The following is a 24,391-nucleotide window of genomic DNA, read 5'->3' on the forward strand; positions in this document are numbered from 1 at the left end:
CCGGACGGCGTTCGTCGCCGAAGCCGCCTTCGCGAGCCGGTCGTGCCGGGCGCGCGTCGCCGGAGCGAGGCGTGGAGCGCGCCGGCTTCCCCGCGGAGGTCTTCGCAGCCGCGTCTGGCCGCACCTCAGCCGGCCGCACCGGTTTACGCGCGGTCGTGCTGCCGCGGCGGACGGGGGCGCGTTCCGGAGTGGTCGGGCGCGGATGTTTGGCTGTCAGTTTGGCTCGCATGGATCTGGGTATTTCGCTTGGGTCATTCACACTGCTATCGCGCGCAGCAGTTCGGTCTCGACGTGAATCTGCTGGCGGTTGTCGGAGAGTCCCGAACCGGCGAGCAGAAACACGTCTTCCACGCGTTCGCCGAGCGTATTGATCCGCGCCGCATGGACGCCGACATGATGCTCCGCGAGCACGCGCGCGATGGAATAGAGGAGGCCCGGCCGGTCGTTCGCCGACACGGACAGGATGTAGTACTGGCCGCGCTCGTCGGCCCGCAGGTCGACGCGCGGCGTCACCGGGAAGGTGCGCGAGAGGCGCGAGAGTCGGCCCTTCGACGGCTCGGGCAGCGCATTGCCCGCCGTTTTCAGGCGCGCCGCGAGTTCCTGTTCGACGAGGTTCGCGATATCGCGGTAATGCACGTCGCCCTCGGTATGGGCGACGATGAAGTTATCGAGCGCATAGCCATGCCGCGTGGTGCTCACGCGCGCGTCGAGCACGGAAAGGCCGCTGCGGTCGAAGTACGCGCACATCGTCGCGAACAGGTCCGGGCGGTCCTGCGCGTAGACGAGCACTTGTAACGCCTCGCCGATCGGCGACGGGCGCGCGCGCACGACCGGCTCCGGCGCCTCGACGTGGCGGTAAAGCACGCGCGTTTGCCAGGCGATGTCGGCGGCGTCGTGGCGCAGGAAGTAACCCACGTCGAGCTTGTCCCACAGCGCGCGGTGCGCGTGCTCCGGCACCGTCTCGAGGCGCAGCAGCGCGAGTGCCAGCTCCTGGCGCGTCTTGAGTTCCGAATGCGCGTCGGGCTTGGCGCCGCCGAGCACGGCGAGCGTGGAGCGGTAGAGGTCTTCGAGCAGCTTGCCTTTCCAGTTGTTCCAGACCTTCGGGCTCGTGCCGCGAATGTCCGCGACCGTCAACAGGTAAAGCGCCGACAGACGCCGTTCCGTGCCCACCAGATCGGCGAAACGCTTCACGACTTCGGGGTCGGTGATGTCCTGCTTCTGCGCGACCTGGCTCATCGTCAGGTGCTGCTGCACGAGCCAGACGATCAGGTCCGCGTCGTCGCCCGTGATGTCGTGCTCGCGGCAAAAGCGCCGTGCGTCGGCCATGCCGAGCTGCGAGTGATCGCCGCCGCGCCCTTTGGCGATGTCGTGAAACAGCGCCGCGACGTAGAGCACCCAGGGCCGCTCGAAATTGGCGATGAGCTGGCTGCAGAACGGATACTCGTGCGCATGCTCGGCCACGGCGAAGCGACGCATGTTGCGCAGCACCATCAGGATGTGCTGGTCGACCGTGTAGACGTGATAGAGGTCGTGCTGCATCTGCCCGACGATGCGGCGGAAATTCAGCAGATAGCGCCCGAGCACGCTAGTCTGGTTCATGAGCCGCATGGCGTGCGTGATGCCGGCCGGCTGCTTGAGGATCTCCATGAAGAGCCGGCGGTTTTCCGGGTCGCGGCGCCAGCGCTGGTCCATGGTTTCGCGCGCGTTGTAGAGCGCGCGCAGCGTGCGCGCCGAGAGGCCCTTCACGCCGGGCACCTGCTCGTAGAGCAGAAACGCTTCGAGAATCGCGTGCGGCTCGCGTTCGAACACGTCGTCGCTGACGATTTCCAGCATCCCCTGCTTTTCGACGAAGTGCTCGGAGAGCGTGCGCGTAATGCCGCTCGTGCTAGGGAAGAGCTGCGCTTCGATGTTCTGGATCAGGATGGTGGAAAGCTGCGTGACCGCCTTCGCGGCCCAGTAGTAGCGGCGCATGAGCTGTTCGCTCGCCCGCCGCGCGCCGCTGGCCTTGTAGCCGAAGCTTTCGGCCACGGCTGTCTGCAGGTCGAACACGAGGATGTCCTGGCGGCGCCCCGCGATCACATGCAGGCGCGCGCGCAGCGCCTTGAGAAACGCCTCGTTGCGGCGCAGCTCACGCGCCTCGCGCCCGGTGATGAGGCCGCGCTGGTCCAGCTCCTTCCAGCTACTGCCGAAAGCGGCCGCCTCGGTGATCCAGAGGATCAACTGCAAATCGCGCAGGCCGCCGGGACTTTCCTTGACGTTCGGTTCGAGCGAATAGGGCGTGTCCTGGAAGCGCGCATGGCGCTGGCGCATTTCGAGCACTTTCGCCTGGAAGAACGCGCGCGGGTCCATGGCGTCGCGATACCGCTGCGCGAAGTCGCCGAAAAGCGTCGCGCTGCCCGTGATGCGGCGCGCTTCGAGCAGCGATGTGCGCACGGTGACGTCGTTGGCGGCTTCTTCGAGGCATTGCGAGACGTTGCGCACGCTGCTGCCGATATCGAGTCCAAGATCCCACGCAAGGCCGATGAACCGCTCGATGCGTTCTTCGAGCGGCGCGAGCGTTTCGTCGTCGGGCAGCAGAACGAGGATGTCGACGTCGGACCATGGCGCCAGTTCGCCGCGCCCGAAGCCGCCCACGGCGACGAGCGCCAGCGTGGCCGGCAGCTCGCACAGGTTCCAGGCGCTGCGCAAGGTGTCGTCGGTGGTGCGGGCGAGGGCGCGCATCAGCGAGTCGACGTTGGTCGCGGTCTTGAAACGCTCGAGCAACTGGGCCTTGGCGGCCTTGTAGTCGGACTTCAGCGACGACGTATCGGGAACGGCGACAGCGGGAACGCTCATGGGCTCGGGTCGTGTCTGGCGTGGTTGGGCGGGGCGGCTGGTCGGGCGCGCGGCTTTCAGGCTACTCCGCGATGCGGCTGGCGGAGCGCCTCGCTCGCGTTGGGCGGACTGACCCAAGGCGCGGGACGCATTCCACGAGCACATCCATTTTGCGCCGGGTCGCGCCGCTCAGCGCTTCCTGGAATTTCATACGGCTGTCAGGCCGCCGTGCCCGCCATCTGCGCGACGATGGCCGGCTTGGCAGGCGTACCCGCCGAAACCGTCAGCACCTCGTAACCCGTTTCGGTCACGAGCACCGTGTGCTCCCATTGCGCCGAGAGGCTACGGTCTTTCGTCTTGACGGTCCACTGGTCCGGCATGGTGCGGATGTCGCGGCGGCCGGCGTTGATCATGGGCTCGACGGTGAAGATCATGCCGGGCACCAGTTCGATGCCCGTGCCGGGACGGCCATAGTGCAGCACTTGCGGATCTTCGTGGAACACCGTGCCGATGCCGTGGCCGCAGTATTCGCGCACCACGCTGTAGCCCTGGCTTTCGGCGTAGCGCTGGATGGCATGGCCGATGTCACCCAGATGGCCGCCCGGGCGCACCTGGTCGATGCCGAGCCACATGCATTCATACGTGGTCTGCACGAGGCGCTTCGCGAGGATCGAGCCTTCGCCCACGATGAACATGCGGCTCGTGTCGCCGAAATAGCCTTCCTTGATGACGGTGATGTCGATATTGAGCGCGTCGCCGTTCTTCAGCGCCTTGTCGCCCGGAATACCGTGACAGATCACGTCGTTCACGGAGGTGCAGATCGCCTTCGGGTAGGGCGGATAACCGGGCGGCTGATAGTTCAGCGGCGCGGGCACCGTGCCCTGCACGTTGGTCATGTATTCGTGGCACAGACGGTCGAGTTCGCCCGTCGTCACGCCCGCGGTGATGAACGGCGTGATGTAATCGAGCACCTCGCTCGCCAGGCGGCAGGCGACGCGCATTTGCGCGATGTCTTGTTCGTTCTTGATCGAAATGGCCATGGTATGCGCCCGAAAATGCAGTCGAATATTAAATTATCGCACCTAATGCCACCGGTCGCTGATTTTTGAAAAGGTGGGGGCGATTCGCTCGCGGCCTGTCGCAACCTCTCTCGCGTCCTATCCCGCGGGTAATAGCCGGCTTGAGTAAGGGGCAGGTTGCGTGCTATACTCTTCGGCTAAGTCGCTTCCCGTATCTTTCGAATATTCGTTCGGAGTTGATGGGGAGGGCGGCTGATCCGCCGTTGCCGCGGAGCGCTTTGCCAAACATGACTTTGGCCGGTGCGCGAAGAACATTCGGAAGCATCTTCTTCAGGCAGCACACTCGCAAGCCGGCGCACCCAGGGTGTCGGGCGCGTCGATCTCCGGAAACGGGAGGGCGCACCGATACGGCAGCCGGCTTCAGACCCAACCCTAGCGGAGAATTGCAACATGGCAGTTACCATGCGCCAAATGCTGGAAGCCGGTGTCCACTTCGGTCACCAAACGCGCTTCTGGAACCCGAAGATGGCCCCGTTCATTTTCGGTCATCGCAACAAGATTCACATCATCAACCTCGAAAAGACGCTGCCGATGTACAACGACGCGCTGAAGTACGTGCGTCAACTGGCAGCGAACCGCGGCACGATCCTGTTCGTCGGCACGAAGCGTCAATCGCGTGACACGATCTCCGAAGAGGCAAACCGCGCTGGTATGCCGTTCGTGAACGCACGCTGGCTCGGCGGCATGCTGACCAACTTCAAGACGCTGAAGGTTTCGATCAAGCGCCTGAAGGACATGGAAGCGGCCGTGGAAGCGGGCGAACTCGAGAAGATGAGCAAGAAGGAAGCGCTCCTGTTCGAACGCGAAATCGCCAAGCTGCAAAAGTCGATCGGCGGCGTGAAGGACATGGGCGGTATTCCGGACGCAATTTTCGTGGTCGACGTCGGTTACCACAAGATTGCCGTGACGGAAGCGAACAAGCTGGGCATCCCCGTGATCGCCGTGGTCGATACGAACCACTCGCCGGAAGGCATCGATTACGTGATCCCGGGCAACGACGACGCGAGCAAGGCCGTTGCGCTCTACACGCAAGGCGTGGCTGACGCGATCCTCGAAGGCCGTGCGAACGCGGTCAGCGACGTGGTTGCAGCCGCGCGCGGCAACGACGGCGACGACGAGTTCGTCGAGGTCAATTCGGAGGCGTAAGCTGCCCCGTGTCCGGCAAGAAAAGGGGGCTTTCCATAGGCCCCTTTTTTTTAAGCCGCGACTTTCGTCGCCGCGTCATAGGACCGGCACCGTAGCCCTGTAGAAGCAGCCTTAAAAAAAGCGTTTCACCGCAGGCGGAAACGGAAACGAATTCCTGCCGGCCGCGTCGAAAGGCGGGCGGCGTGTACCAGACAGACTCAAGGAGCGAATGATGGCGGCAATTACCGCAAGCATGGTGGCAGAACTGCGCGCGAAGACCGACGCGCCGATGATGGAATGCAAGAAGGCGCTGACGGAAGCCGACGGCGACCTGGCGCGCGCTGAAGAACTGCTGCGCGTGAAGCTCGGCAACAAGGCCAGCAAGGCCGCTTCGCGCGTGACGGCTGAAGGCGTGATCGCTTCGTTCATCGGCGCCAACGCAGGTGCGATCGTCGAACTGAACTGCGAAACCGACTTCGTCTCGAAGAACGACGACTTCATCGGCTTCTCGAAGAAGATCGCCGAACTCGTCGCCACGCAAAACCCGGCTGACGTCGCGGCTCTCTCGGCGCTGCCGCTGGACGGCTCGACGGTCGACGCAGTGCGCCTCGCCCTCGTCGGCAAGATCGGCGAAAACCTCTCGATCCGCCGTTTCGCGCGTTTCGAAACCGCCAACAAGCTGGCTGCGTACCTGCACGGCACGCGTATCGGCGTGCTGGTCGAGTACACGGGCGCAGACGAGCAAGTGGGCAAGGACGTCGCGATGCACATCGCCGCGATGAAGCCGGTCTCGCTGTCGTCGGACGACGTGCCGGCCGACCTGATCGCCAAGGAGCGCAGCATCGCCGAGCAGAAGGCTGCCGAATCGGGTAAGCCGGCTGAGATCGTCGCGAAGATGGTCGAAGGTTCGGTTCAGAAGTACCTGAAGGAAGTCTCGCTGCTGAACCAGCCGTTCGTTAAGAACGACAAGCAGACGATCGAGCAGATGCTCAAGGCTGCTGGCACGACGGTGCAGAAGTTCGCCCTCTTCGTGGTGGGCGAAGGCATCGAGAAGCGCCAGGACGACTTCGCTGCTGAAGTGGCCGCGCAAGTCGCTGCTGCAAAGCAGCAGTAAGAACGGTGAGCCGCCCGCTGCGCAGCGTGCAGCAGGCGGTCCCCAGTTGTTGCAGCATCGCAGTTGGTTGTGTTGTAAGCCGTGGCGGAGCAATCCGCCGTGGCGGGCAGCGTAGCGGCGCCGCGCATGGTAGTCCCCCGCCGTGCGCGGCGTCGGAAATCTTCGCTATTTCTGGCGGCGCTTGCCCGAAGCCGTATTTCACCCCTACAGTTTCAAGTTATTGCCCTGTTAGTGCCTTTTGCGCGCGATCCTGGATACCTCCATGCCCACACCCGCCTATAAACGCGTCCTGCTCAAACTTTCCGGCGAAGCCCTGATGGGCGATGATGCCTTTGGCATCAATCGCGCCACGATCGAACGTATGGTGGCGGACGTGGCCGAGGTGGTGCGTCTGGGCACCCAGCTCGCAGTCGTGATCGGCGGCGGCAACATTTTCCGCGGCGTCGCGGGCGGCGCGGCCGGTATGGACCGCGCAACGGCCGACTACATGGGCATGCTGGCCACGATGATGAACGCGCTCGCGCTGCAGGACGCCATGCGCCACGCGGGCATCGAGGCGCGCGTGCAGTCGGCGCTGCGTATGGACCAGGTCGTCGAACCGTACATCCGCCCCCGCGCGATCCGCCAGCTCGAAGAAGGCAAGGTCGTGATCTTCGCCGCGGGCACGGGCAACCCGTTCTTCACCACCGACACGGCCGCCGCGTTGCGAGGCTCGGAAGTCGGCGCCGAAGTCGTGCTGAAGGCCACCAAGGTCGACGGCGTGTACTCGGCCGACCCGAAGAAGGACCCGACCGCCACGCGATACTCCACGATCAGCTTCGATGAGGCAATTGGCCGCAACCTGCAGGTGATGGACGCCACCGCGTTCGCGCTGTGCCGCGACCAGAAGCTGCCGATCCGGGTTTTTTCCATCGTCAAGCCTGGTGCGCTCAAGCGTATCGTTCTGGGCGAAGACGAAGGTACGCTCGTCCACGTGTAAACTCTCGTCTCACGAGAGGATCGAACACGGGCCGCGCCGCCCATCAGCGCGCTGGCGGGCCCGTTCCGTTATGAAGGTTCGGAGGTATCAAAATGGCTGTGGCTGACATCAAGAAGGGCGCCGAGCAGAAAATGCAGCGCTCGATCGACGCGTTCAAGAGCGATCTGGCGAAAATCCGCACGGGCCGCGCCCATACCGGTCTGCTCGACCACATCCAGGTCGACTATTACGGCTCGCCCGTGCCCATCTCGCAAGTCGCGAACCTCACGCTTGTCGACGCCCGCACGATCGGCGTTCAGGCGTGGGAGAAGAAGATGGTGCCGGTGATCGAAAAGGCGATCCGCGAGTCGGATCTCGGCCTGAACCCGGCCACGCACGGCGACTTGATCCGCGTGCCGATGCCCGCGCTCACCGAAGAGCGCCGCAAGGAGCTGACGAAGGTCGTCAAGAACGAAGGCGAAACGGCCAAGGTGGCGGTGCGCAACCTGCGTCGCGACGCCAACGAACAGCTCAAGAAGCTCGTGAAGGACAAGGAAATTTCCGAAGACGATGAGCGCCGTGGCAGCGACGACGTCCAGAAGTTGACCGATCGCTTCGTGGCCGAGATCGACAAGCTCGTGCAGACGAAGGAAGCCGAGATCATGACGGTCTGAGGCCGCAAGGCTTCCAGATTCGCCAGATTTCCGGCGGTTTCCCTTTCCATCGCAGTTACAGTCCGACGGCCATGACCTATACCAGCTCAACCGTTCGCGTGCCCGAAGTGGCGGCCGTGCCGCGCCACATCGCGATCATCATGGACGGCAATGGCCGTTGGGCAACCCAGCGCCGCCTGCCGCGCGTCGCGGGCCACACGCGCGGCGTGGACGCCGTGCGTTCGGTCGTCGAATCGTGCGTGGAGCGCGGCGTCGAGTACGTCACGCTCTTCGCTTTCAGCTCCGAGAACTGGCGCCGCCCGACCGACGAAGTCTCGTTTCTCATGCGCCTGTTCGTTACCGCGCTCGAGCGCGAAGTGGCGCGCCTGCACGCGAACGGCATCCGCCTGCGCGTGGTCGGCGACCTGTCGATGTTCAACGAGCGCATCCAGGACCTGATTCGCCGCGCGCAAACCAAGACCGCGCGCAATACCCGTCTCACGCTCACGATCGCCGCGAATTACGGCGGCCGCTGGGACATCCTCCAGGCCACGCGCAAGCTGGTCGAGGAAGCGGCGGCCACGGGCCAGCCCGTGCCCGTCACCGAAGACACGCTGTCCCAGCATCTGGCGATGGCCTACGCGCCGGAGCCGGATCTCTTTATCCGCACGGGCGGCGAGCAGCGGGTGAGCAACTTCCTGCTCTGGCAACTCGCCTACGCCGAGTTCTATTTCACCGACACGTTCTGGCCGGATTTCGACGCCGAAGCGCTCAGCCGCGCCATCGCGTCGTATGCCGAGCGCGAGCGCCGCTTCGGCCGCACGAGCGCGCAGGTCGTCGCCCAGAACGCCGATTCGCTTTCATGCTGAAGACCCGCGTCATTACGGCGCTCGTCCTGCTGGCAGTCTTCCTGCCGGTCACGCTGTTCGCGCCGGTGGCCGCGTTCGGCGCGCTGATCGGCATCGTGGTCGTGGTCGCCGCGTGGGAGTGGGCGCGCCTCCTGAAGGCGGGCGCGACCGGCTCGATCGTCTACGCCGTGATCGCGGCCGCTGTCGTCGCGCTCAGCACACGCCTGCCGGCGCCGCGTCCGCTCTTTCAGGCGGCGGGGGTGTTCTGGATCATCGCCGGTCCCTACGTGCTGCTGCGCAAGCCGGTGCTCGCCGCGGGCGCCTGGCGCGCTTTCCTTCTCGCCGCCGGGCTCGTCGTTTTCGCGGCCTGCTGGCACGCCCTCGTTGCGGCGCGCACCGTGGGCGTGGCGTTCGTCTTGTCCTTGCTGCTCCTGGTCTGGCTGGCCGATATCGGCGCATACTTTGCAGGGAAGGCATTCGGAAAGCATAAACTTGCGCCTGCGATCAGCCCGGGCAAGACCTGGGAGGGCGCCGTGGGCGGCTGGGTCGCCGTGATGGTGGTGTCGGGCGCTGCGATCGCGCTGCACGCGTTCGAACCCACGCTGTATTCCGCGCTCGCCGCCCAGATCGGGCTTGGACGCGCGCTTTTTGTACTTACCGTGCTGGTCGCGTTCAGCGTGATCGGCGATCTGTTCGAGTCGATGATGAAGCGCCAGGCTGGCGTGAAGGATTCGAGCGGCATCCTGCCCGGCCACGGCGGGGTGCTCGACCGCATCGACGCGTTGCTGCCCGTGCTGCCCCTTGCCATGCTGCTGCTTGGCTGAAGACGCCCGCCCAGCGACGTTCGGTTAGAGATTTGAATATGCAAAAACGACTCACACTGCTCGGTTCCACGGGCTCGATTGGAGACAGCACGCTCGACGTCGTCGCGCGTCATCCGCAGCGCTTCGCGGTCTATGCGCTGAGCGCGCATCGCAACGGCGAAAAGCTCGTCGAACAATGCCTGCGCTTTGCGCCCGAAGTGGCCGTGGTCGGCGACGCCGATACCGCCGCGCAGGTCGAACGCAAGCTGCGCGAGGCCGGCTCGAAAACCATTGTGACCTACGGGCCGCAGGCGCTCGTCGAAGTCTCGAAGAGCGACGGCTGCGACACGGTGGTCGCCGCCATCGTCGGCGCGGCGGGTCTTGCGCCCACGCTCGCGGCGGCAAAGGCCGGCAAGCAGATCCTGCTCGCCAACAAGGAAGCGCTCGTGATGTCGGGCGACATCTTCATCGACGCCGTGTGTGACAGCGGCGCCGTGCTGCTGCCGCTCGACAGCGAGCACAACGCCGTGTTCCAGTGCTTTCCGCGCGAAAACGCGCAGCGCGACGGCGTCACGAAGATCATCCTGACCGCTTCGGGCGGTCCGTTCCGCACCCGCGAGCCCGCAACGCTCAAGAACGTCACGCCCGACGAGGCCTGCAAGCATCCGAACTGGTCGATGGGCCGCAAGATTTCCGTCGATTCGGCCACGATGATGAACAAGGGCCTCGAAGTGATCGAGGCGCATTATCTGTTCGACCTGCCGGGCGATCGCATCGACGTGCTGATCCACCCGCAGAGCGTGATCCATTCGATGGTTTCGTACGCCGACGGGTCGGTGCTCGCGCAACTAGGCAACCCCGACATGCGCACGCCGATCGCGCACGCGCTGGCGTATCCGGACCGCGTCGATTCCGGCGTAGCCCAGCTCGATCTCGCGCAAATCGCGACGCTCACGTTCGAAAAACCCGACTACGCGCGCTTCCCGTGTCTCGCGCTCGCCATGCAGGCACTGGCGGCCGGGGGCGTCGCGAGCGCGGCGCTCAATGCGGCCAACGAAGTCGCCGTGGAAGCCTTTTTGAACCGGCGCATCGGCTTCATGGCCATCGCCCAGACGGTGGATGCCGTACTCAACGCGCTGGAGAACCGCACCGCGTCGAGTCTTGAAGTCGTGCTCGAAGCCGACGCGGCCGCCCGCCGCGCGGCTCACACCATCATCGGCAGCCTGCCGGTGCCGGCCTGACAGGTCTGCGAGGGGCTTGCGGAAGGGCCCTCGCGGCCCCTCGTGCACGCGAGCCTGACCTCGGGGCCGTTCCCGCACCGGTGCGCTGCTTCCAGCCGAGGAGGCGTTCATGAACCTGCTTACCGAACTGGTCGCATTCGTCGTGGCGATCGGCGTGCTGGTCGTCGTGCACGAATACGGGCACTACAGCATCGCGCGCCTGTGCGGCGTGAAGGTCCTGCGATTCTCGATCGGCTTTGGCCGGCCGCTCGTCCAGTGGGTCAGCAAGAAGAGCGGCACCGAGTGGACCATCGCCGCGCTGCCGCTCGGCGGCTACGTGAAAATGCTCGACGAGCGCGAATCGCCCGATCCGATCCCGGCGAGCGATTTGCCGCACGCGTTCAACCGCCAGTCGGTCGGCAAGCGTATTGCGATTGTCGCGGCCGGCCCGATAGCCAATTTCGTGCTGGCTGTCGTGCTTTTCGCGGTGGTGTACGCGAGCGGCGTGACCGAACAGAAGGCCATCGTCGCGGCGCCCCCGGCGCAATCGGCGGCGGCGCGGGCCGGCTTCCAGGGCGGCGAAACGATTCTTTCGGTGAGCGATGCGAACGGCAGCCGCACCGAGCCCGTGCGTTCGTGGTCCGACCTGCGGTGGAAACTGCTCGGCACGGCCTTCGATCAGGGCCACGTCGTCCTCTCTGCACGTGACGGCGACGGCACCTACGATTTCCCGCTCGATCTCTCGCAACTGACCAGCAAGGATCTCGACGACGACTTCATGGCGAAGCTCGGTCTCGAGGCGGGCGGCAACACGCTCAGGGTGGCGGCCGTGGAGGCGGGTAGTGCGGCGCAGCATGCCGGGCTGCAGGCGGGGGATCAACTGCGCTCCGTCGACGGCCGCTCAGTGGACAACGCAAGCACTTTCATCGCCTACGTGAAGGCGCATGCGGGCAAGCCCGTGCGGCTCACGGTCGCGCGCGGCGAGGCGGGCGGCAACACGGAGCAGACGCTCACGCTCACCGTCACGCCGACGCTTCAGCGCGACGCGCAGACGGGCGAGGACGTGGGGCGAATCGGCGCAGCGCTCTCGGCGCAGGCGCCTTCCGTGGACGTGCGCTACGGGCCGCTCGAGAGCGTGCGGCTCGGCGCGTATCGCACGTGGGACATCGCGGTGTATTCGCTGCGGATGTTCGGCCGCATGATCACGGGCGAAGCGTCGTTGAAGAATCTGTCGGGGCCGGTGACGATTGCTGACTATGCCGGCAAGAGCGCGAGACTCGGTCCTTCCGCGTTCCTGTCGTTCCTCGCCCTCGTGAGCATCAGCCTCGGCGTATTGAATCTGCTCCCAATTCCGGTATTGGACGGGGGGCATCTGTTATATTATGCGGTTGAAGCCGTAACGGGCAAAGCCGTCTCGGACCGCTGGCAGCTCGTGCTGCAGCGCGCGGGACTTGCCTGCATCGTCGCGCTGTCGGCGATCGCGTTGTTCAACGATCTGGCTCGGTTAATCCATTTTTAAAGATGTCTGGCGGCGTCCGTGGGCGGGCCGCCTGACCTGATGCAGCTATACATAATTGGGGAAGCACGTTGTTTAGACCTCATCGCTTGGTTCCAAAAACGGTTGCGGCCGCGGCGATCGCCGCACATGGACTCGTTGCCCACGCAGCAACGACGCCTTTCGTGGTTCAGGACATCCGCATCGAAGGGCTGCAACGCGTCGAGCCGGGCACGGTGTTCGCCTACCTGCCGATCAAGCAGGGCGACACGTTCACCGACGACAAGGCGTCCGAGGCCATCCGCGCGCTTTATGCGACGGGCTTCTTCAACGACGTAAAGATCGCCACCGAAGGCGGCGTCGTGGTGGTGCAGGTGCAGGAGCGCCCGGCCATCGGCACGATCGACTTCGCGGGCATCAAGGAATTCGACAAGGACAACCTGACCAAGGCGCTGCGCGCGGTCGGCCTCTCGCAAGGCCGCTACTACGACAAGGCGCTGGTCGACAAGGCCGAGCAGGAACTCAAGCGCCAGTACCTCACGCGCGGTTTCTACGCTGCCGAGGTCACGACCACGGTCACGCCGATCGACCGCAATCGCGTGGGTCTGCTGTTCTCGGTGGTGGAAGGTCCGAGCGCGAAGATCCGCCAGATCAACTTCATCGGCAACAAGACGTACAGCAGCGGCACGCTCCTGAGCGAAATGCAGTTGTCCACGCCGAACTGGTTCTCGTGGTACACGAAGAACGACCTGTACTCGAAGGAAAAGCTCACGGGCGACCTCGAGAACGTGCGCTCGTACTACCTGAACCACGGCTACCTCGAGTTCAACATCGACTCGACGCAGGTCTCGATCTCGCCCGACAAGAAGGACATGTACCTCACCATCGGCATTCACGAAGGTGAGCCGTACAAGGTGTCGGGCATCCAGCTCTCGGGCAACCTGCTCGACCGCGAGGCCGAACTCAGGAAGTTGATCAAGATCAAGCCGGGCGATACCTTCTCGGCCGAAAAGCTGCAAGCCACGACCAAGGCGATCGTCGACAAGCTCGGCGAGTACGGCTACGCATTCGCGACCGTCAACGCGCTGCCGCAGATCGATCAGGCCAATCACACGGTCAACCTCACGCTGCAGGTCGACCCGAGCCGCCGCGTGTACGTGCGCCGCATCAATGTGGTGGGCAACACGCGTACGCGCGACGAAGTCGTGCGCCGCGAAATGCGCCAGCTCGAAAGCTCGTGGTTCGATTCGAACCGCCTCGCGCTGTCGAAGGACCGCATCAACCGTCTGGGCTACTTCACCGACGTCGACGTGACCACGGTGCCCGTGGAAGGCACGGCGGACCAGGTGGACGTGAACGTGAAGGTCGCCGAAAAGCCGACCGGCGCGATCACGCTGGGCGCGGGCTTCTCGTCGACGGACAAGGTGGTGCTGTCCGCGGGCGTGTCGCAGGACAACGTGTTCGGTTCGGGCACGTCGCTCTCGCTGAACGTGAACACCGCGAAGACGTATCGCACGCTGGCGCTCACGCAGGTGGACCCGTACTTCACGGTGGACGGCATCAAGCGCATTACCGACCTCTACTACCGTACGTACCAGCCGCTGTATTACTCGACCGATTCGAGCTTCCGCATCATCACGATGGGCGGCGACCTGAAGTTCGGCATACCGTTCTCGGAAGTCGACACGGTCTACTTCGGCGCGGGCTTCGAGCAGGACACGCTCGACGTCGACTCGAACACGCCGCAGAGCTACATCGACTACGTGAACGAGTTCGGCCGTGTGTCGAACAACGTGCCGCTCACGGTGGGCTGGTCGCGCGACGCGCGTGACAGCGCGCTCGTGCCGAGCAAGGGCTACTTCACGCAGGCGAACGCCGAGTACGGCACGCCGGTTGGCGGCACGCAGTACTACAAGGCCGACATACAGGCCCAGTACTACTACTCGTTCGCGCGCGGCTTCGTGCTGGGCCTGAACTTCCAGGGCGGCTACGGTAACGGCCTGGGCGGCAAGCCGTATCCGATCTTCAAGAACTACTACGCAGGCGGTATCGGTTCGGTGCGTGGCTATGAGCCGAGTTCGCTGGGTCCGCGCGACGCCAAGACGAACGACCCGATCGGCGGTTCGAAGATGATCGTCGGCAACGTCGAACTGACCTTCCCGCTGCCGGGCACGGGCTATGACCGCACGCTGCGCGTCTTCACGTTCGTCGATGGTGGTAACGTCTGGGGCACGGAAGGCGACAGCATTGGCGCGAACGGCCTGCGTTACAGCTACGGTTTCGGTCTCGCGTGGATTTCGCCGATCGGCCCGCTCAAGCTGAGCCTTGGCTTCCCGCTCGTCAAACACGAAGGCGACCAGTACCAGAAGTTCCAGTTCCAGATCGGGACGGCATTCTGACGTATGTTTTGCCCGGCGTTGGTTGCGCGCGCAGCGCGCAGCGCCGGACCCCAGGAAACGAGAGGATGACTTTGCTAACGGGTATGTTTTCCAGACGCACGATCGGGGCGATGACCGTGTCGCTGGCGCTCCTCGGTGGTGGCATAGGCGTGGCGCAGGCGCAGGAAGCCAGGATCGCGGCGGTGAATTCCGATCGCATCCTGCGCGAATCCGTCCCCGCGAAGGCCGCGCAGACCAAGCTCGAAGCCGAGTTCGCCAAGCGCGACAAGGATCTGCAGGACATGGCGCAACGCCTGAAGTCGATGTCCGATTCGCTCGACAAGAACGGCCCGTCGATGTCGCCGACCGATCGCGCCCAGAAGCAGCGCGACCTTTCCGCGCTCGACAGCGACTTCCAGCGCAAGCAGCGCGAATTCCGCGAAGATTTGAACCAGCGCCGCAACGAGGAACTCGCGGCGGTGCTCGACCGCGCGAACAAGGTAATCAAGCAGATCGCCGAGCAGCAGCATTACGACCTGATCGTGCAGGAAGCGGTGTATGTGAGCCCGCGCATCGACATCACCGACCAGGTGCTGAAGGCGCTTGCCGCGAACAGCACGGGCGGCGGTAGCAGCAGCAACTAAGGCAACGGAAAGCAACTTAAGGCCACTAAGGGCCACTTAGGGCCATTTAAGGCAACCAAGGCAGGAGCAGCACGCGCATGGCATTTACGCTTGAGGACATCGTCGGGCGGTTCGGCGGCGAGGTGGTGGGCGATGCGACGCAACGCGTCAGTTCGCTGGCGCCGCTCGACCAGGCTGGTCCGCAACAGCTCGCGTTCCTCGCCAATCCGAAGTATCTCGCGCAGGTCGAGACGACCCGCGCGGGCGCGGTGCTCATCAGCCCCGGCGACCTCGAGAAGCTCGCGTCGCGCGAAGGGCGCAACTTCATCGTCACGCCGAATCCATATGCGTATTTCGCGCGTGTCGCGCAGGCTTATATCGACCTCGCCGCGCCGAAAGCGCAGCCGGGCGTCCACGCCAGCGCCCACGTCGACGCGACGGCGCAGGTCGCCGCGAGCGCGGTGGTCGGCCCGAACGTTACGGTTGAAGCGGGCGCCGTGATCGGCTCAAACGTGCGGCTCGATGCGAACGTCTTCATCGGCCGCGGTACCCAGGTAGGCGACGGCTCGCATCTGTATCCGGGCGTGACGGTCTACCATGGCTGCAAGCTGGGCCCGCGTGCCATCGTGCATGCCGGCGCCGTGATCGGCTCGGACGGCTTTGGTTTCGCCCCCGATTTCACGGGCGAGGGCGACGCGCGCACGGGTAGCTGGGTCAAGATTCCTCAGGTGGGCGGCGTGGCCATCGGGCCCGAGGTCGAGATCGGCGCGAATACGACGATCGACCGCGGCGCGATGGCCGATACGATCATCGAGGAATGCGTGAAGATCGATAATCTCGTGCAGATCGGCCACAACTGCAAGATTGGCGCGTACACGGTCATTGCGGGCTGCGCGGGCATTGCGGGCAGCACGACGATCGGGCGCCATTGCATGATTGGTGGTGCGGTGGGCATTGCGGGGCACGTCACGCTGGGCGACTACGTGATCGTCACGGCGAAGTCGGGCGTCTCGAAGTCGTTGCCGAAGGCGGGCATCTACACGAGCGCTTTCCCGGCGGTCGATCACGCCGACTGGAACAAGAGCGCCGCGCTGTTGCGCAACATCGACAAGCTGCGCGACCGTATCAAGGCGCTCGAAGCGGCTGCTGCCCAGAAGCCGCAGGGCGAATAAGAAAGCCGTATCGAGGTAGCGGGCGGCGTGTCGTGGAAGCGGCGCGCCGTTTTGCGTCGCAACCGGCCAAAGCCTCCGCCTGGGGCTCCCAGCCCGGAGCTACCCGCCGGGGGCTACCCGCCGGGGGCAATACGCATGCACGGGAGCCCGGGCGTGGCGCATACTTCGCGTCAGCGCGGGCGTGTTTGGTCAAGCGCCTCGAATATCGAAATCGAAAGTCACACGCGCAATTCCTGCGTGAGCAGAACCACCATGAACATCGAAAAACTCAACTTCGACATCCACAAGATTCTCACGCTGCTGCCGCACCGCTATCCGTTCCTGATGGTGGACCGGGTCATCGAGCTGGAGCCGCACAAGAGCATCAAGGCGTTGAAGAACGTGACGGTCAACGAGCCCTTTTTCACGGGCCACTTCCCGCAGCGCCCGGTGATGCCTGGCGTGATGATTCTCGAGGCGCTGGCGCAAACCGCCGCGCTGCTCACGTTCTCGGAAGAGGAGCAGGACTTCGAGAATACGCTGTACTACTTCGTGGGCATCGACGGTGCGCGCTTCAAGCGCGTCGTCGAGCCGGGCGACCAGCTCATTCTCAACGTGACGTTCGAGCGCTACATGCGCGGCATCTGGAAGTTCAAGGCCGTAGCCGAAGTGGAAGGCTCCGTCGCCTGCGAAGCGGAACTCATGTGCACCGTCAAGAAAATGGACGCGGCGCAATAAGCAGCGACGCCGCATGCCGCAGCGCGCCTTGACCTCGAGGCGCCGCCGTACGGAAACAGAATCGGAGAGCGAGGACGAATGAGCAGGATCCATCCCACTGCGGTCGTCGAGTCGGGCGCGCAGATCGACGAATCGGTCGAAATCGGGCCGTTCGCGGTCGTCGGTGCGAACGTCACCATCGGTGCGCGCACGAAGGTCGGTTCGCATAGCGTGCTGGAAGGCCACACGACCATTGGCGAAGACAACACGATCGGTCATTACGCGTCGATCGGCGGCCGTCCGCAGGACATGAAGTACAAGGGCGAGCCCACGAGGCTCGTAATCGGCAACCGCAACACCATCCGCGAGTTCACGACGCTGCATACGGGCACGGTGCAGGACACCGGCGTCACGATCATCGGCGACGACAACTGGATCATGGCCTACGTGCACGTGGGCCACGACTGCCGTCTGGGCAGCAACGTCATCATGTCGAGCAACGCGCAGCTCGCGGGTCACGTGATCGTCGACGATTACGCGATCGTGGGCGGCATGACGGGCGTGCACCAGTTCGTGCGCATTGGCGCGCATTCGATGGTGGGCGGCGCCTCGGCGCTCGTGCAGGACGTGCCGCCGTTCGTGATCGCCGCCGGCAACAAGGCGGTGCCGCACGGCATCAACGTGGAAGGTCTGCGCCGCCGCGGCTTCTCGCCCGACGCGATTTCCGCGCTGCGCTCGGCGTATCGCACGCTCTACAAGAACGGGCTCTCGCTCGAAGAGGCGAAGGTGCAGATCGCCGATCTCGCGCGGGCGGGTGGCGACGGTGACGTGCACGTGAAGGCGCTGCTCGATTTCGTCGAGCAGTCGCAACGCGGCATCATTCGCTGATCGATGGCGCTGCAAACGCGTCCGCTGCGCCTCGCGATGGTCGCCGGCGAGCCCTCCGGCGACCTGCTTGCGGCGTCGCTGCTCGCGGGTCTCAAGACCCGCTTGCCCGACACTACGCAGTACTACGGAATCGGCGGCCCGCGCATGACGGCCGCCGGGTTCGACGCGCACTGGCCGATGGAAAAGCTCTCGGTGCGCGGCTACGTCGAGGCGCTGCGGCACATTCCCGAAATTCTGCGCATCCGCAACGAGCTGAAGCACCAGTTGCTGGCCGAACCGCCTGACGCCTTCATCGGCGTGGACGCGCCCGACTTCAACTTCGGCCTCGAACATGCGCTGCGCGACGCCGGCATTCCGACGATCCATTTCGTCTGCCCGTCGATCTGGGCGTGGCGGGGCGGTCGCATCAAGAAGATCCAGAAGGCCGTGGATCACATGCTGTGCGTGTTTCCGTTCGAAACGGCGCTGCTCGAAAAGGCCGGAGTGGCGGCGTCGTACGTGGGCCATCCGCTCGCGGATGAAATTCCGCTCGAACCGGACATGGCCGGCGCGCGCCATGCGCTCGGCCTGCCGGAAAGCGGCCCGGTGATCGCCGTGCTGCCGGGCAGCCGCCGCTCGGAAATCAATCTGATCGGGCCGACTTTCTTCGACGCGATGCAGATCATGCAACGGCGCGAACCGGCGCTGCGTTTCGTGATGCCGGCGGCGACGCCCGCCATCCACACGCAGTTGCAGGAACTCGCGAACGGGCACCCGGGGCTCGCGCTCACGATCATCGACGGCCAGTCGCAGCTTGCGATGACGGCCGCCGACGCGATCCTCGTGAAGAGCGGCACGGTCACGCTCGAAGCGGCGCTGCTCAAGAAGCCGATGGTCATCTCCTACAAGGTGCCCTGGCTCACGGGGCAGATCATGCGCCGTCAGGCCTATCTGCCTTACGTGGGCCTGCCGAACATTCTCGCGGGCCGCTTCGTCGTGCCGGAAATCCTGCAGCACTTCGCGACGCCCGAGGCGCTCGCCGACGCCACGCTTACCCAGTTGCAGGACGAGGCAAACCGGCGCACGCTGACCGAGGTGTTCACGCAGATGCATCTGACCCTGCGCCAGAACACCGCGCAGCGCGCGGCCGAAGTGGTCGCGGGCATCGTCGAGCGCCGCAAGGGGCGGGCATGAGCGAGGTTACGATCAAGCGCGCGAAAGCGCCGGCCGCGAAAAAATCGCCGTCGCAGGCGGCGCTCAAGCTCGCCGCGCGCCGCAAGGCGGCGCGGCAGGCCGGACTGCTGTTCGAGTCGCCGGACGACGTGATCTGCGGCGTGGACGAGGCAGGGCGCGGCCCGCTCGCCGGGCCGGTGGTCGCGGCCGCCGTGATTCTCGACCCGCAGCGCCCGATTCGCGGCTTGAACGATTCGAAGGTTCTCACGGCGCAGGTGCGCGAGGCGCTCTACGAGCGCATCGTAGAGCGCTCGCTCGCGTGGTGCGTCGCCTCGGCGACGGTCGACGAGATCGACACGCTCAACATCCTGCATGCGACGATGCTGGCGATGCGGCGCGCGGTCGAGGGCTTGAGCATTGTGCCGACGCTCGCGAAGATCGACGGCAATCGCTGCCCGGTGATGCCGGTGCGCAGCGAGGCGGTGATTGGCGGCGACGCGCTCGTGCCCAGCATTTCGGCGGCGTCGATCATCGCGAAGGTCACGCGCGACCGCATGCTGGTCGATCTGCACGAGATTCATCCGCATTACGGGTTCGATGCGCACGCAGGTTACGGCACGCCGCAGCATCTGGAAGCGCTGCGCGTGCATGGTCCGTGCGAGCATCACCGGCGCTCGTTCGCGCCCGTGCGCGACGCCTATGCGTTGCACGGCATCGTCCTGGCCGGTGCGGCGACGGTGATCGTCGACGCCGCCGGCTTCGAAGAAGGCGACGCTTTCGCGCCGCTCCCTTGAGCGCCCTCCGGCGGGGCGCCCTCCGGCGGCGCCGCACGCGCGCCGCCACCGCTTTCTATCTCTCGATCTTCATTTGATACGCCAGGCCCGCCCGTGAAAGCCATTACCTCGCGCGACAATCCGCTCTACAAGCGCCTGAAGGCGCTGGCCGGCTCGACGCATCAACAGCGGCGTAGCCACCAGGCCCTGCTCGAAGGCTTCCATCTCGCGAGCGCCTGGCTCGATGGGGGCTCGCAGCCCGAATATTGCGTCGTGACCGAAGGCGCGCTTGCGCATGAAGAGGCGCGGGCCATTGTCGCCCGCGTGGACGAGCGCCGCGTGATCACGCTGCCCGATGCGCTCTTCGGGCAACTCTCGAACGTCGTGCATGGCGTGGGGCTGTTGCTGCTCGTCGACATGCCTGAAGCGCAGTTGCCGGAGCGCGTCCAGTCGACCTGCCTCGTGCTCGATGGATTGCAGGATGCCGGCAACGTCGGCTCGATCCTGCGCAGCGCGGCGGCAGCCGGCATCGACCGGGTGTTCTGCACGTCCGGCACGGCATACGTGTGGTCGTCGAAGGTGTTGCGCTCCGCGATGGGCGCGCACTTTCTCCTGCAGGTGGTCGAGAACGTCGAGGCCGAAGCGCTCGTGGAACGGCTTGGCGTGCCGGTCGTCATCACCGATTCGCATGGCGCGCAGGCAATCGACGAGGCCGATCTCACCGGCCAGGTCGCATGGGTGTTCGGCAACGAAGGGGCGGGCGTTTCGCAGGTATGGCGCGATACGGCCGCGCTGCGCGTGACGATTCCGCAGCCGGGCGGCATGGAGTCGCTCAACGTTGCGGCGGCCGCGGCGGTGTGCGTGTTCGAGCAATGCCGGCAGCAGCGGCACGCGCGCTGACGTCCGGCGCAGCGCGCAATAAAAGAGCCCGCGTCGCGACGCGGGCTCTTTCGTTTCAGGCGTTCCGTCTCAATACGACGGCTTGTCGATGCGGATTTCCTGCAGGATCGTGGTGGCGATTTCCTCGATCGACTTGTGCGTCGACGAGAGCCACTTGATGCCTTCGCGGCGCATCATCGCCTCGGCTTCGTTGACTTCGTAGCGGCAGTTTTCCAGCGCGGCGTATTTGCTGCCCGGGCGCCGCTCGTTGCGGATTTCGGTGAGACGCTGCGGATCGATCGACAGACCGAAGATCTTCGTGCGATGCGAAAGCAACGCATTGGGCAACTTGCCGCGCTCGAAATCGTCAGGGATGAGCGGGTAGTTCGCTGCCTTCACGCCGTACTGCATTGCGAGGTAAAGGCTCGTTGGCGTCTTGCCGCTGCGCGACACGCCCACGAGGATCACGTCGGCATCGGCGAGATTGCGATCGGACTGGCCGTCGTCATGCGCGAGCGAGAAATTGATCGCCTCGATACGGTTCTTGTATTCGTCGGTGTCGGCATTCTGGTGGCCGCGGCCCATCGCGTGGCTCGACTTGAGTTCCAGCTCCTGTTCGAGCGGCTCGACGAAGGTCTGGAACATGTCCATCACGAGCGCGTTCGCGCGTTTGACGATCTCGTTCGAGTTGCTGTCCACGAGCGTCGTGAACACGATCGGGCGCCGGCCTTCCTGCACGGCGGCTTCGTTGATTTTTTCCGCGGTCGAGTACGCCTTTTCGGACGAATCGACGAAGGGCACGCGCACGAGGCGGAATTTCTGGTCGAACTGCGACAGGATCGAATGCGCGAAAGTTTCGGCAGTGATCCCGGTACCGTCGGAGACGATGAATACGGTTGGCGGCATCGGTTGGGCTGGGTACGTGAGCTGCAGGGCCGCTCGGGACAGGCTGGGCGCCCGGAAAGCCCCGTCCGGCGGGACCGAGGGGCAATTCTCGCCGACTGGCACAAATTCCAGAGTCGGCACGGTAGAATAGCGGCAACCTGTTGGATAAGCAATTGCAGTGCAACCGCGCCAAACAGCCGCCTATCGCGGCGCATTCTGGTGTCAATTTGCAGCGATTCGGTCTAACTCCATGTAATCGCGCGCATCTTCGTGCTTTTTCCTTTGAAGAATGGAAATTTGCCCGGCCGGTGAGCGATTGCTTCTCCAACAGGTTGCGCAAGACGCGATTCCGCTTCCAATGGGCGGAGCGCGTTCGAGCCCACTTGCGCAATCGTGAATTTTTTTCACACTTAGGGGCTTGTATGACTAACACCGTTGCCAAGGATCAGGCTTATGTAGTGCCTTTCGAGCAGTTGCGGATGACCGATGTCGAGATCGTGGGCGGGAAGAACGCCTCGCTCGGCGAGATGATCAGCCAGTTGGCTGAAGCCGGCGTGCGTGTGCCCACGGGTTTTGCGACGACGGCGCTCGCTTTCCGCGACTTCCTGAAACATAACAACCTGACCGAACGGATTGCCGCTCGCCTGGAAACGCTCGACGTCGACGACGTCAAGGCGCTGGCCGAAGCCGGCAAGGAAATCCGTCAATGGATCGTTGACGCTCCGCTGCAGCCGAAGCTCGAAGCGGACATCCGCGCCGGCTTTGAAACGCTGCAGAACGGCTCGCCGGCTGAACTCTCGTTCGCCGTGCGCTCGTCGGCGACGGCGGAAGACCTGCCCGACGCGTCGTTCGCCGGTCAGCAGGAAAGCTACCTCAACGTGGTGGGCATCGAGGAAGTACTCGACCGTCTCAAGCACGTGTTCGCGTCGCTCTACAACGACCGCGCCATTTCTTATCGCGTCCACAAGGGCTTCACCCACGCCGAAGTCGCGCTGTCGGCTGGCGTGCAGCGCATGGTCCGTTCGGACCGCGGCGCCGCGGGCGTGATGTTCACGCTGGACACGGAATCGGGCTTCAAGGACGCCGTCTTTATCACGTCGAGCTACGGCCTCGGTGAAACGGTCGTGCAGGGCGCCGTGAATCCGGACGAGTTCTACGTCTTCAAGACCACGCTCGCGCAGGGCAAGGCGCCGATCATTCGCCGCTCGATTGGCTCGAAGCTCATCAAGATGGAATTCACGCAGCCGGGCGAGCCGGGCCGCGTGAAGACGGTGGACGTTTCGCACGAGCAGCGCAACCGCTTCTCGATCACCGACGAAGACGTGATCGAGCTGGCCAGGTACGCCGTCATCATCGAGAAGCACTACCAGCGTCCGATGGACATCGAGTGGGGCAAGGACGGCCTCGACGGCAAGATCTTCATTCTCCAGGCGCGCCCGGAGACCGTGAAGAGCCAGGCCGCGGGCAAGGTCGAGCAGCGCTTCAAGCTCAAGGGTCAGTCGCAGGTGCTGGCAACGGGCCGCGCGATCGGCCAGAAGATCGGCGCGGGCCGCGTGAAGGTGATTCACGATCCGTCCGAAATGGAACGCGTGCAGCCGGGCGACGTGCTGGTCGCCGACATGACCGACCCGAACTGGGAGCCGGTAATGAAGCGCGCTTCGGCCATCGTCACGAATCGTGGCGGCCGTACCTGCCACGCGGCGATCATCGCGCGTGAGCTGGGCGTGCCGGCCGTGGTGGGTTGCGGCGACGCAACCGACGTGCTGAAGGACGGCGCGCTCGTGACCGTGTCGTGCGCTGAAGGCGACGAAGGCCGCATTTACGACGGTCTGCTCGAAACGGAAGTCAGCGAAGTTCAGCGTGGTGAGCTGCCGGCCATTCCGGTCAAGATCATGATGAACGTCGGCAACCCGCAACTGGCATTCGACTTTTCGCAACTGCCGAATGCAGGTGTTGGTCTCGCGCGTCTCGAGTTCATCATCAACAACAACATCGGCGTGCACCCGAAGGCGATCCTCGAGTACCCGAACGTCGACGCCGACCTGAAGAAGGCCGTGGAAAGCGTGGCTCGCGGTCACGCTTCGCCGCGCGCCTTCTACGTCGACAAGCTCACGGAAGGCATCGCCACGATCGCGGCGGCGTTCTATCCGAAGCCCGTGATCGTGCGTCTCTCGGACTTCAAGTCGAACGAGTACAAGAAGCTGATTGGCGGTTCGCGCTATGAGCCGGACGAAGAAAACCCGATGCTGGGTTTCCGTGGCGCCTCGCGCTACATCGCCGAGGACTTCGCGCAGGCGTTCGAAATGGAGTGCCTGGCGCTCAAGCGCGTGCGTGAAGAAATGGGTCTCACGAACGTCGAGATCATGGTGCCGTTCGTGCGCACGCTCAAGCAGGCGGAGCGCGTGGTCGGTCTGCTCGAGAAATTCGGCCTCAAGCGCGGCGTGAACGACCTCAAGCTCATCATGATGTGCGAAGTGCCGTCGAACGCGATCCTCGCCGAAGAGTTCCTGCAGTACTTCGACGGCTTCTCGATCGGCTCGAACGACCTCACGCAGCTCACGCTCGGTCTCGACCGGGACTCGGGCATGGAACTGCTGGCCGTCGACTTCGACGAACGCGATCCGGCCGTCAAGTTCATGCTCAAGCGCGCGATCGAAACCTGCCGCCGCCTGAACAAGTACGTCGGCATCTGCGGTCAGGGCCCGTCCGATCATCCGGACTTCGCGCAGTGGCTCGCGGAAGAAGGCATCGCTTCGATGTCGCTGAACCCGGACACGATCATCGAGACGTGGCAGGCGCTGGCGAAGTCGCAAGCGAAGTAAGCGTGGTGCCGGGG

At 64.6% G+C, this 24,391-nt stretch carries 20 protein-coding genes; 17 read left to right on the forward strand and 3 right to left on the reverse strand.

Annotated features, from left to right (window positions below):
• Nucleotides 1-255: 255 nt before the first annotated feature.
• Both U5768_RS08015 and map read right to left on the reverse strand, forming a co-directional pair.
• Nucleotides 256-2,835, reverse strand: a complete 2,580-nt coding sequence (locus U5768_RS08015; RefSeq protein ID WP_322029837.1) for a [protein-PII] uridylyltransferase — start codon at nt 2,833-2,835, stop codon at nt 256-258.
• A gap of 197 nt (nt 2,836-3,032) precedes the next feature.
• Nucleotides 3,033-3,854, reverse strand: coding sequence for a type I methionyl aminopeptidase (gene map, locus U5768_RS08020; RefSeq protein WP_322029838.1), 822 nt, complete (start codon nt 3,852-3,854; stop codon nt 3,033-3,035).
• Nucleotides 3,855-4,283: 429 nt separating this feature from the next.
• On the opposite strand from map, the gene rpsB reads away from it, so the two are divergent.
• From rpsB to U5768_RS08100, 16 genes are all read left to right on the forward strand, one after another.
• The gene (gene rpsB / locus U5768_RS08025) at nt 4,284-5,039 is read left to right on the forward strand and encodes a 30S ribosomal protein S2 (RefSeq protein WP_322029839.1); all 756 of its coding nucleotides are present in this window, start codon (nt 4,284-4,286) and stop codon (nt 5,037-5,039) included.
• Between the two features lie 211 nt (nt 5,040-5,250).
• Entirely contained in the window at nt 5,251-6,132 is an 882-nt protein-coding gene (gene tsf, locus U5768_RS08030; RefSeq protein WP_322029840.1) for a translation elongation factor Ts, read from the forward strand.
• Between the two features lie 262 nt (nt 6,133-6,394).
• Nucleotides 6,395-7,111, forward strand: a complete 717-nt coding sequence (gene pyrH, locus U5768_RS08035) for a UMP kinase (protein WP_028204061.1) — start codon at nt 6,395-6,397, stop codon at nt 7,109-7,111.
• 92 nt (nt 7,112-7,203) lie between these two features.
• Nucleotides 7,204-7,764 carry a ribosome recycling factor gene (frr, locus tag U5768_RS08040; protein WP_112172804.1) on the forward strand — a complete coding sequence of 187 codons (561 nt, stop codon included), beginning with the start codon at nt 7,204-7,206 and terminating at the stop codon, nt 7,762-7,764.
• Between the two features lie 71 nt (nt 7,765-7,835).
• Nucleotides 7,836-8,612 (forward strand): isoprenyl transferase, encoded by a 777-nt coding sequence (locus U5768_RS08045; RefSeq protein WP_322029841.1) that lies wholly within the window; start codon nt 7,836-7,838, stop codon nt 8,610-8,612.
• A complete protein-coding gene (locus tag U5768_RS08050) occupies nt 8,606-9,415 on the forward strand; it encodes a phosphatidate cytidylyltransferase (protein WP_322029842.1) in 810 nt (269 codons plus the stop codon). The genes U5768_RS08045 and U5768_RS08050 overlap by 7 nt, the downstream gene beginning before the upstream one ends.
• A gap of 38 nt (nt 9,416-9,453) precedes the next feature.
• A complete protein-coding gene (locus U5768_RS08055; RefSeq protein WP_322029843.1) occupies nt 9,454-10,635 on the forward strand; it encodes a 1-deoxy-D-xylulose-5-phosphate reductoisomerase in 1,182 nt (393 codons plus the stop codon).
• A gap of 109 nt (nt 10,636-10,744) precedes the next feature.
• A complete protein-coding gene (gene rseP, locus U5768_RS08060) occupies nt 10,745-12,133 on the forward strand; it encodes an RIP metalloprotease RseP (protein ID WP_322029844.1) in 1,389 nt (462 codons plus the stop codon).
• A gap of 68 nt (nt 12,134-12,201) precedes the next feature.
• On the forward strand, nt 12,202-14,508 hold the full coding sequence (bamA, locus tag U5768_RS08065) for an outer membrane protein assembly factor BamA (protein WP_322029845.1): 2,307 nt from the start codon (nt 12,202-12,204) through the stop codon (nt 14,506-14,508).
• Nucleotides 14,509-14,579: 71 nt separating this feature from the next.
• On the forward strand, nt 14,580-15,131 hold the full coding sequence (locus U5768_RS08070) for an OmpH family outer membrane protein (protein WP_322030066.1): 552 nt from the start codon (nt 14,580-14,582) through the stop codon (nt 15,129-15,131).
• Between the two features lie 77 nt (nt 15,132-15,208).
• The gene (gene lpxD, locus U5768_RS08075; protein WP_322029846.1) at nt 15,209-16,282 is read left to right on the forward strand and encodes a UDP-3-O-(3-hydroxymyristoyl)glucosamine N-acyltransferase; all 1,074 of its coding nucleotides are present in this window, start codon (nt 15,209-15,211) and stop codon (nt 16,280-16,282) included.
• Nucleotides 16,283-16,534: 252 nt separating this feature from the next.
• Complete coding sequence (gene fabZ, locus U5768_RS08080) at nt 16,535-16,999, forward strand: 3-hydroxyacyl-ACP dehydratase FabZ (RefSeq protein ID WP_028204052.1); 465 nt, start codon at nt 16,535-16,537, stop codon at nt 16,997-16,999.
• Nucleotides 17,000-17,077: 78 nt separating this feature from the next.
• On the forward strand, nt 17,078-17,866 hold the full coding sequence (gene lpxA / locus U5768_RS08085) for an acyl-ACP--UDP-N-acetylglucosamine O-acyltransferase (RefSeq protein WP_322029847.1): 789 nt from the start codon (nt 17,078-17,080) through the stop codon (nt 17,864-17,866).
• A 3-nt stretch (nt 17,867-17,869) separates the two neighbouring features.
• Nucleotides 17,870-19,039, forward strand: coding sequence for a lipid-A-disaccharide synthase (gene lpxB / locus U5768_RS08090; RefSeq protein ID WP_322029848.1), 1,170 nt, complete (start codon nt 17,870-17,872; stop codon nt 19,037-19,039).
• Nucleotides 19,036-19,812, forward strand: a complete 777-nt coding sequence (gene rnhB, locus U5768_RS08095) for a ribonuclease HII (protein ID WP_322029849.1) — start codon at nt 19,036-19,038, stop codon at nt 19,810-19,812. Before lpxB ends, rnhB begins: the two co-directional genes overlap by 4 nt.
• Nucleotides 19,813-19,905: 93 nt before the next feature.
• Nucleotides 19,906-20,691: an RNA methyltransferase gene (locus U5768_RS08100; RefSeq protein WP_322029850.1), complete on the forward strand. Its 786-nt coding sequence runs from the start codon at nt 19,906-19,908 to the stop codon at nt 20,689-20,691.
• A 69-nt stretch (nt 20,692-20,760) separates the two neighbouring features.
• On the opposite strand, the gene U5768_RS08105 is transcribed toward U5768_RS08100, so the two are convergent.
• Nucleotides 20,761-21,576, reverse strand: coding sequence for a pyruvate, water dikinase regulatory protein (locus U5768_RS08105; RefSeq protein WP_028204047.1), 816 nt, complete (start codon nt 21,574-21,576; stop codon nt 20,761-20,763).
• Nucleotides 21,577-21,977: 401 nt separating this feature from the next.
• Between U5768_RS08105 and ppsA the strand changes: the two genes are divergently transcribed.
• Entirely contained in the window at nt 21,978-24,377 is a 2,400-nt protein-coding gene (gene ppsA / locus U5768_RS08110) for a phosphoenolpyruvate synthase (RefSeq protein WP_322029851.1), read from the forward strand.
• Nucleotides 24,378-24,391 lie beyond the last annotated feature (14 nt).

It is taken from the genome of Paraburkholderia sp. J76 (assembly GCF_905220295.1).
Lineage (GTDB): Bacteria > Pseudomonadota > Gammaproteobacteria > Burkholderiales > Burkholderiaceae > Paraburkholderia.

Excerpts from the sequence above, each read along its gene's own strand:
- fabZ (WP_028204052.1), top strand. The coding sequence starts at position 16,535 with ATGAACATCGAAAAACTCAACTTCGACATCCACAAGATTCTCACGCTG.
- lpxB (WP_322029848.1), top strand. The coding sequence starts at position 17,870 with ATGGCGCTGCAAACGCGTCCGCTGCGCCTCGCGATGGTCGCCGGCGAG.
- frr (WP_112172804.1), top strand. The coding sequence starts at position 7,204 with ATGGCTGTGGCTGACATCAAGAAGGGCGCCGAGCAGAAAATGCAGCGC.
- U5768_RS08015 (WP_322029837.1), bottom strand. The coding sequence starts at position 2,835 with ATGAGCGTTCCCGCTGTCGCCGTTCCCGATACGTCGTCGCTGAAGTCC.
- rseP (WP_322029844.1), top strand. The coding sequence starts at position 10,745 with ATGAACCTGCTTACCGAACTGGTCGCATTCGTCGTGGCGATCGGCGTG.
- tsf (WP_322029840.1), top strand. The coding sequence starts at position 5,251 with ATGGCGGCAATTACCGCAAGCATGGTGGCAGAACTGCGCGCGAAGACC.
- rpsB (WP_322029839.1), top strand. The coding sequence starts at position 4,284 with ATGGCAGTTACCATGCGCCAAATGCTGGAAGCCGGTGTCCACTTCGGT.
- U5768_RS08055 (WP_322029843.1), top strand. The coding sequence starts at position 9,454 with ATGCAAAAACGACTCACACTGCTCGGTTCCACGGGCTCGATTGGAGAC.
- ppsA (WP_322029851.1), top strand. The coding sequence starts at position 21,978 with ATGACTAACACCGTTGCCAAGGATCAGGCTTATGTAGTGCCTTTCGAG.
- pyrH (WP_028204061.1), top strand. The coding sequence starts at position 6,395 with ATGCCCACACCCGCCTATAAACGCGTCCTGCTCAAACTTTCCGGCGAA.
- U5768_RS08105 (WP_028204047.1), bottom strand. The coding sequence starts at position 21,576 with ATGCCGCCAACCGTATTCATCGTCTCCGACGGTACCGGGATCACTGCC.
- rnhB (WP_322029849.1), top strand. The coding sequence starts at position 19,036 with ATGAGCGAGGTTACGATCAAGCGCGCGAAAGCGCCGGCCGCGAAAAAA.
- U5768_RS08050 (WP_322029842.1), top strand. The coding sequence starts at position 8,606 with ATGCTGAAGACCCGCGTCATTACGGCGCTCGTCCTGCTGGCAGTCTTC.
- U5768_RS08045 (WP_322029841.1), top strand. The coding sequence starts at position 7,836 with ATGACCTATACCAGCTCAACCGTTCGCGTGCCCGAAGTGGCGGCCGTG.
- map (WP_322029838.1), bottom strand. The coding sequence starts at position 3,854 with ATGGCCATTTCGATCAAGAACGAACAAGACATCGCGCAAATGCGCGTC.
- lpxA (WP_322029847.1), top strand. The coding sequence starts at position 17,078 with ATGAGCAGGATCCATCCCACTGCGGTCGTCGAGTCGGGCGCGCAGATC.
- lpxD (WP_322029846.1), top strand. The coding sequence starts at position 15,209 with ATGGCATTTACGCTTGAGGACATCGTCGGGCGGTTCGGCGGCGAGGTG.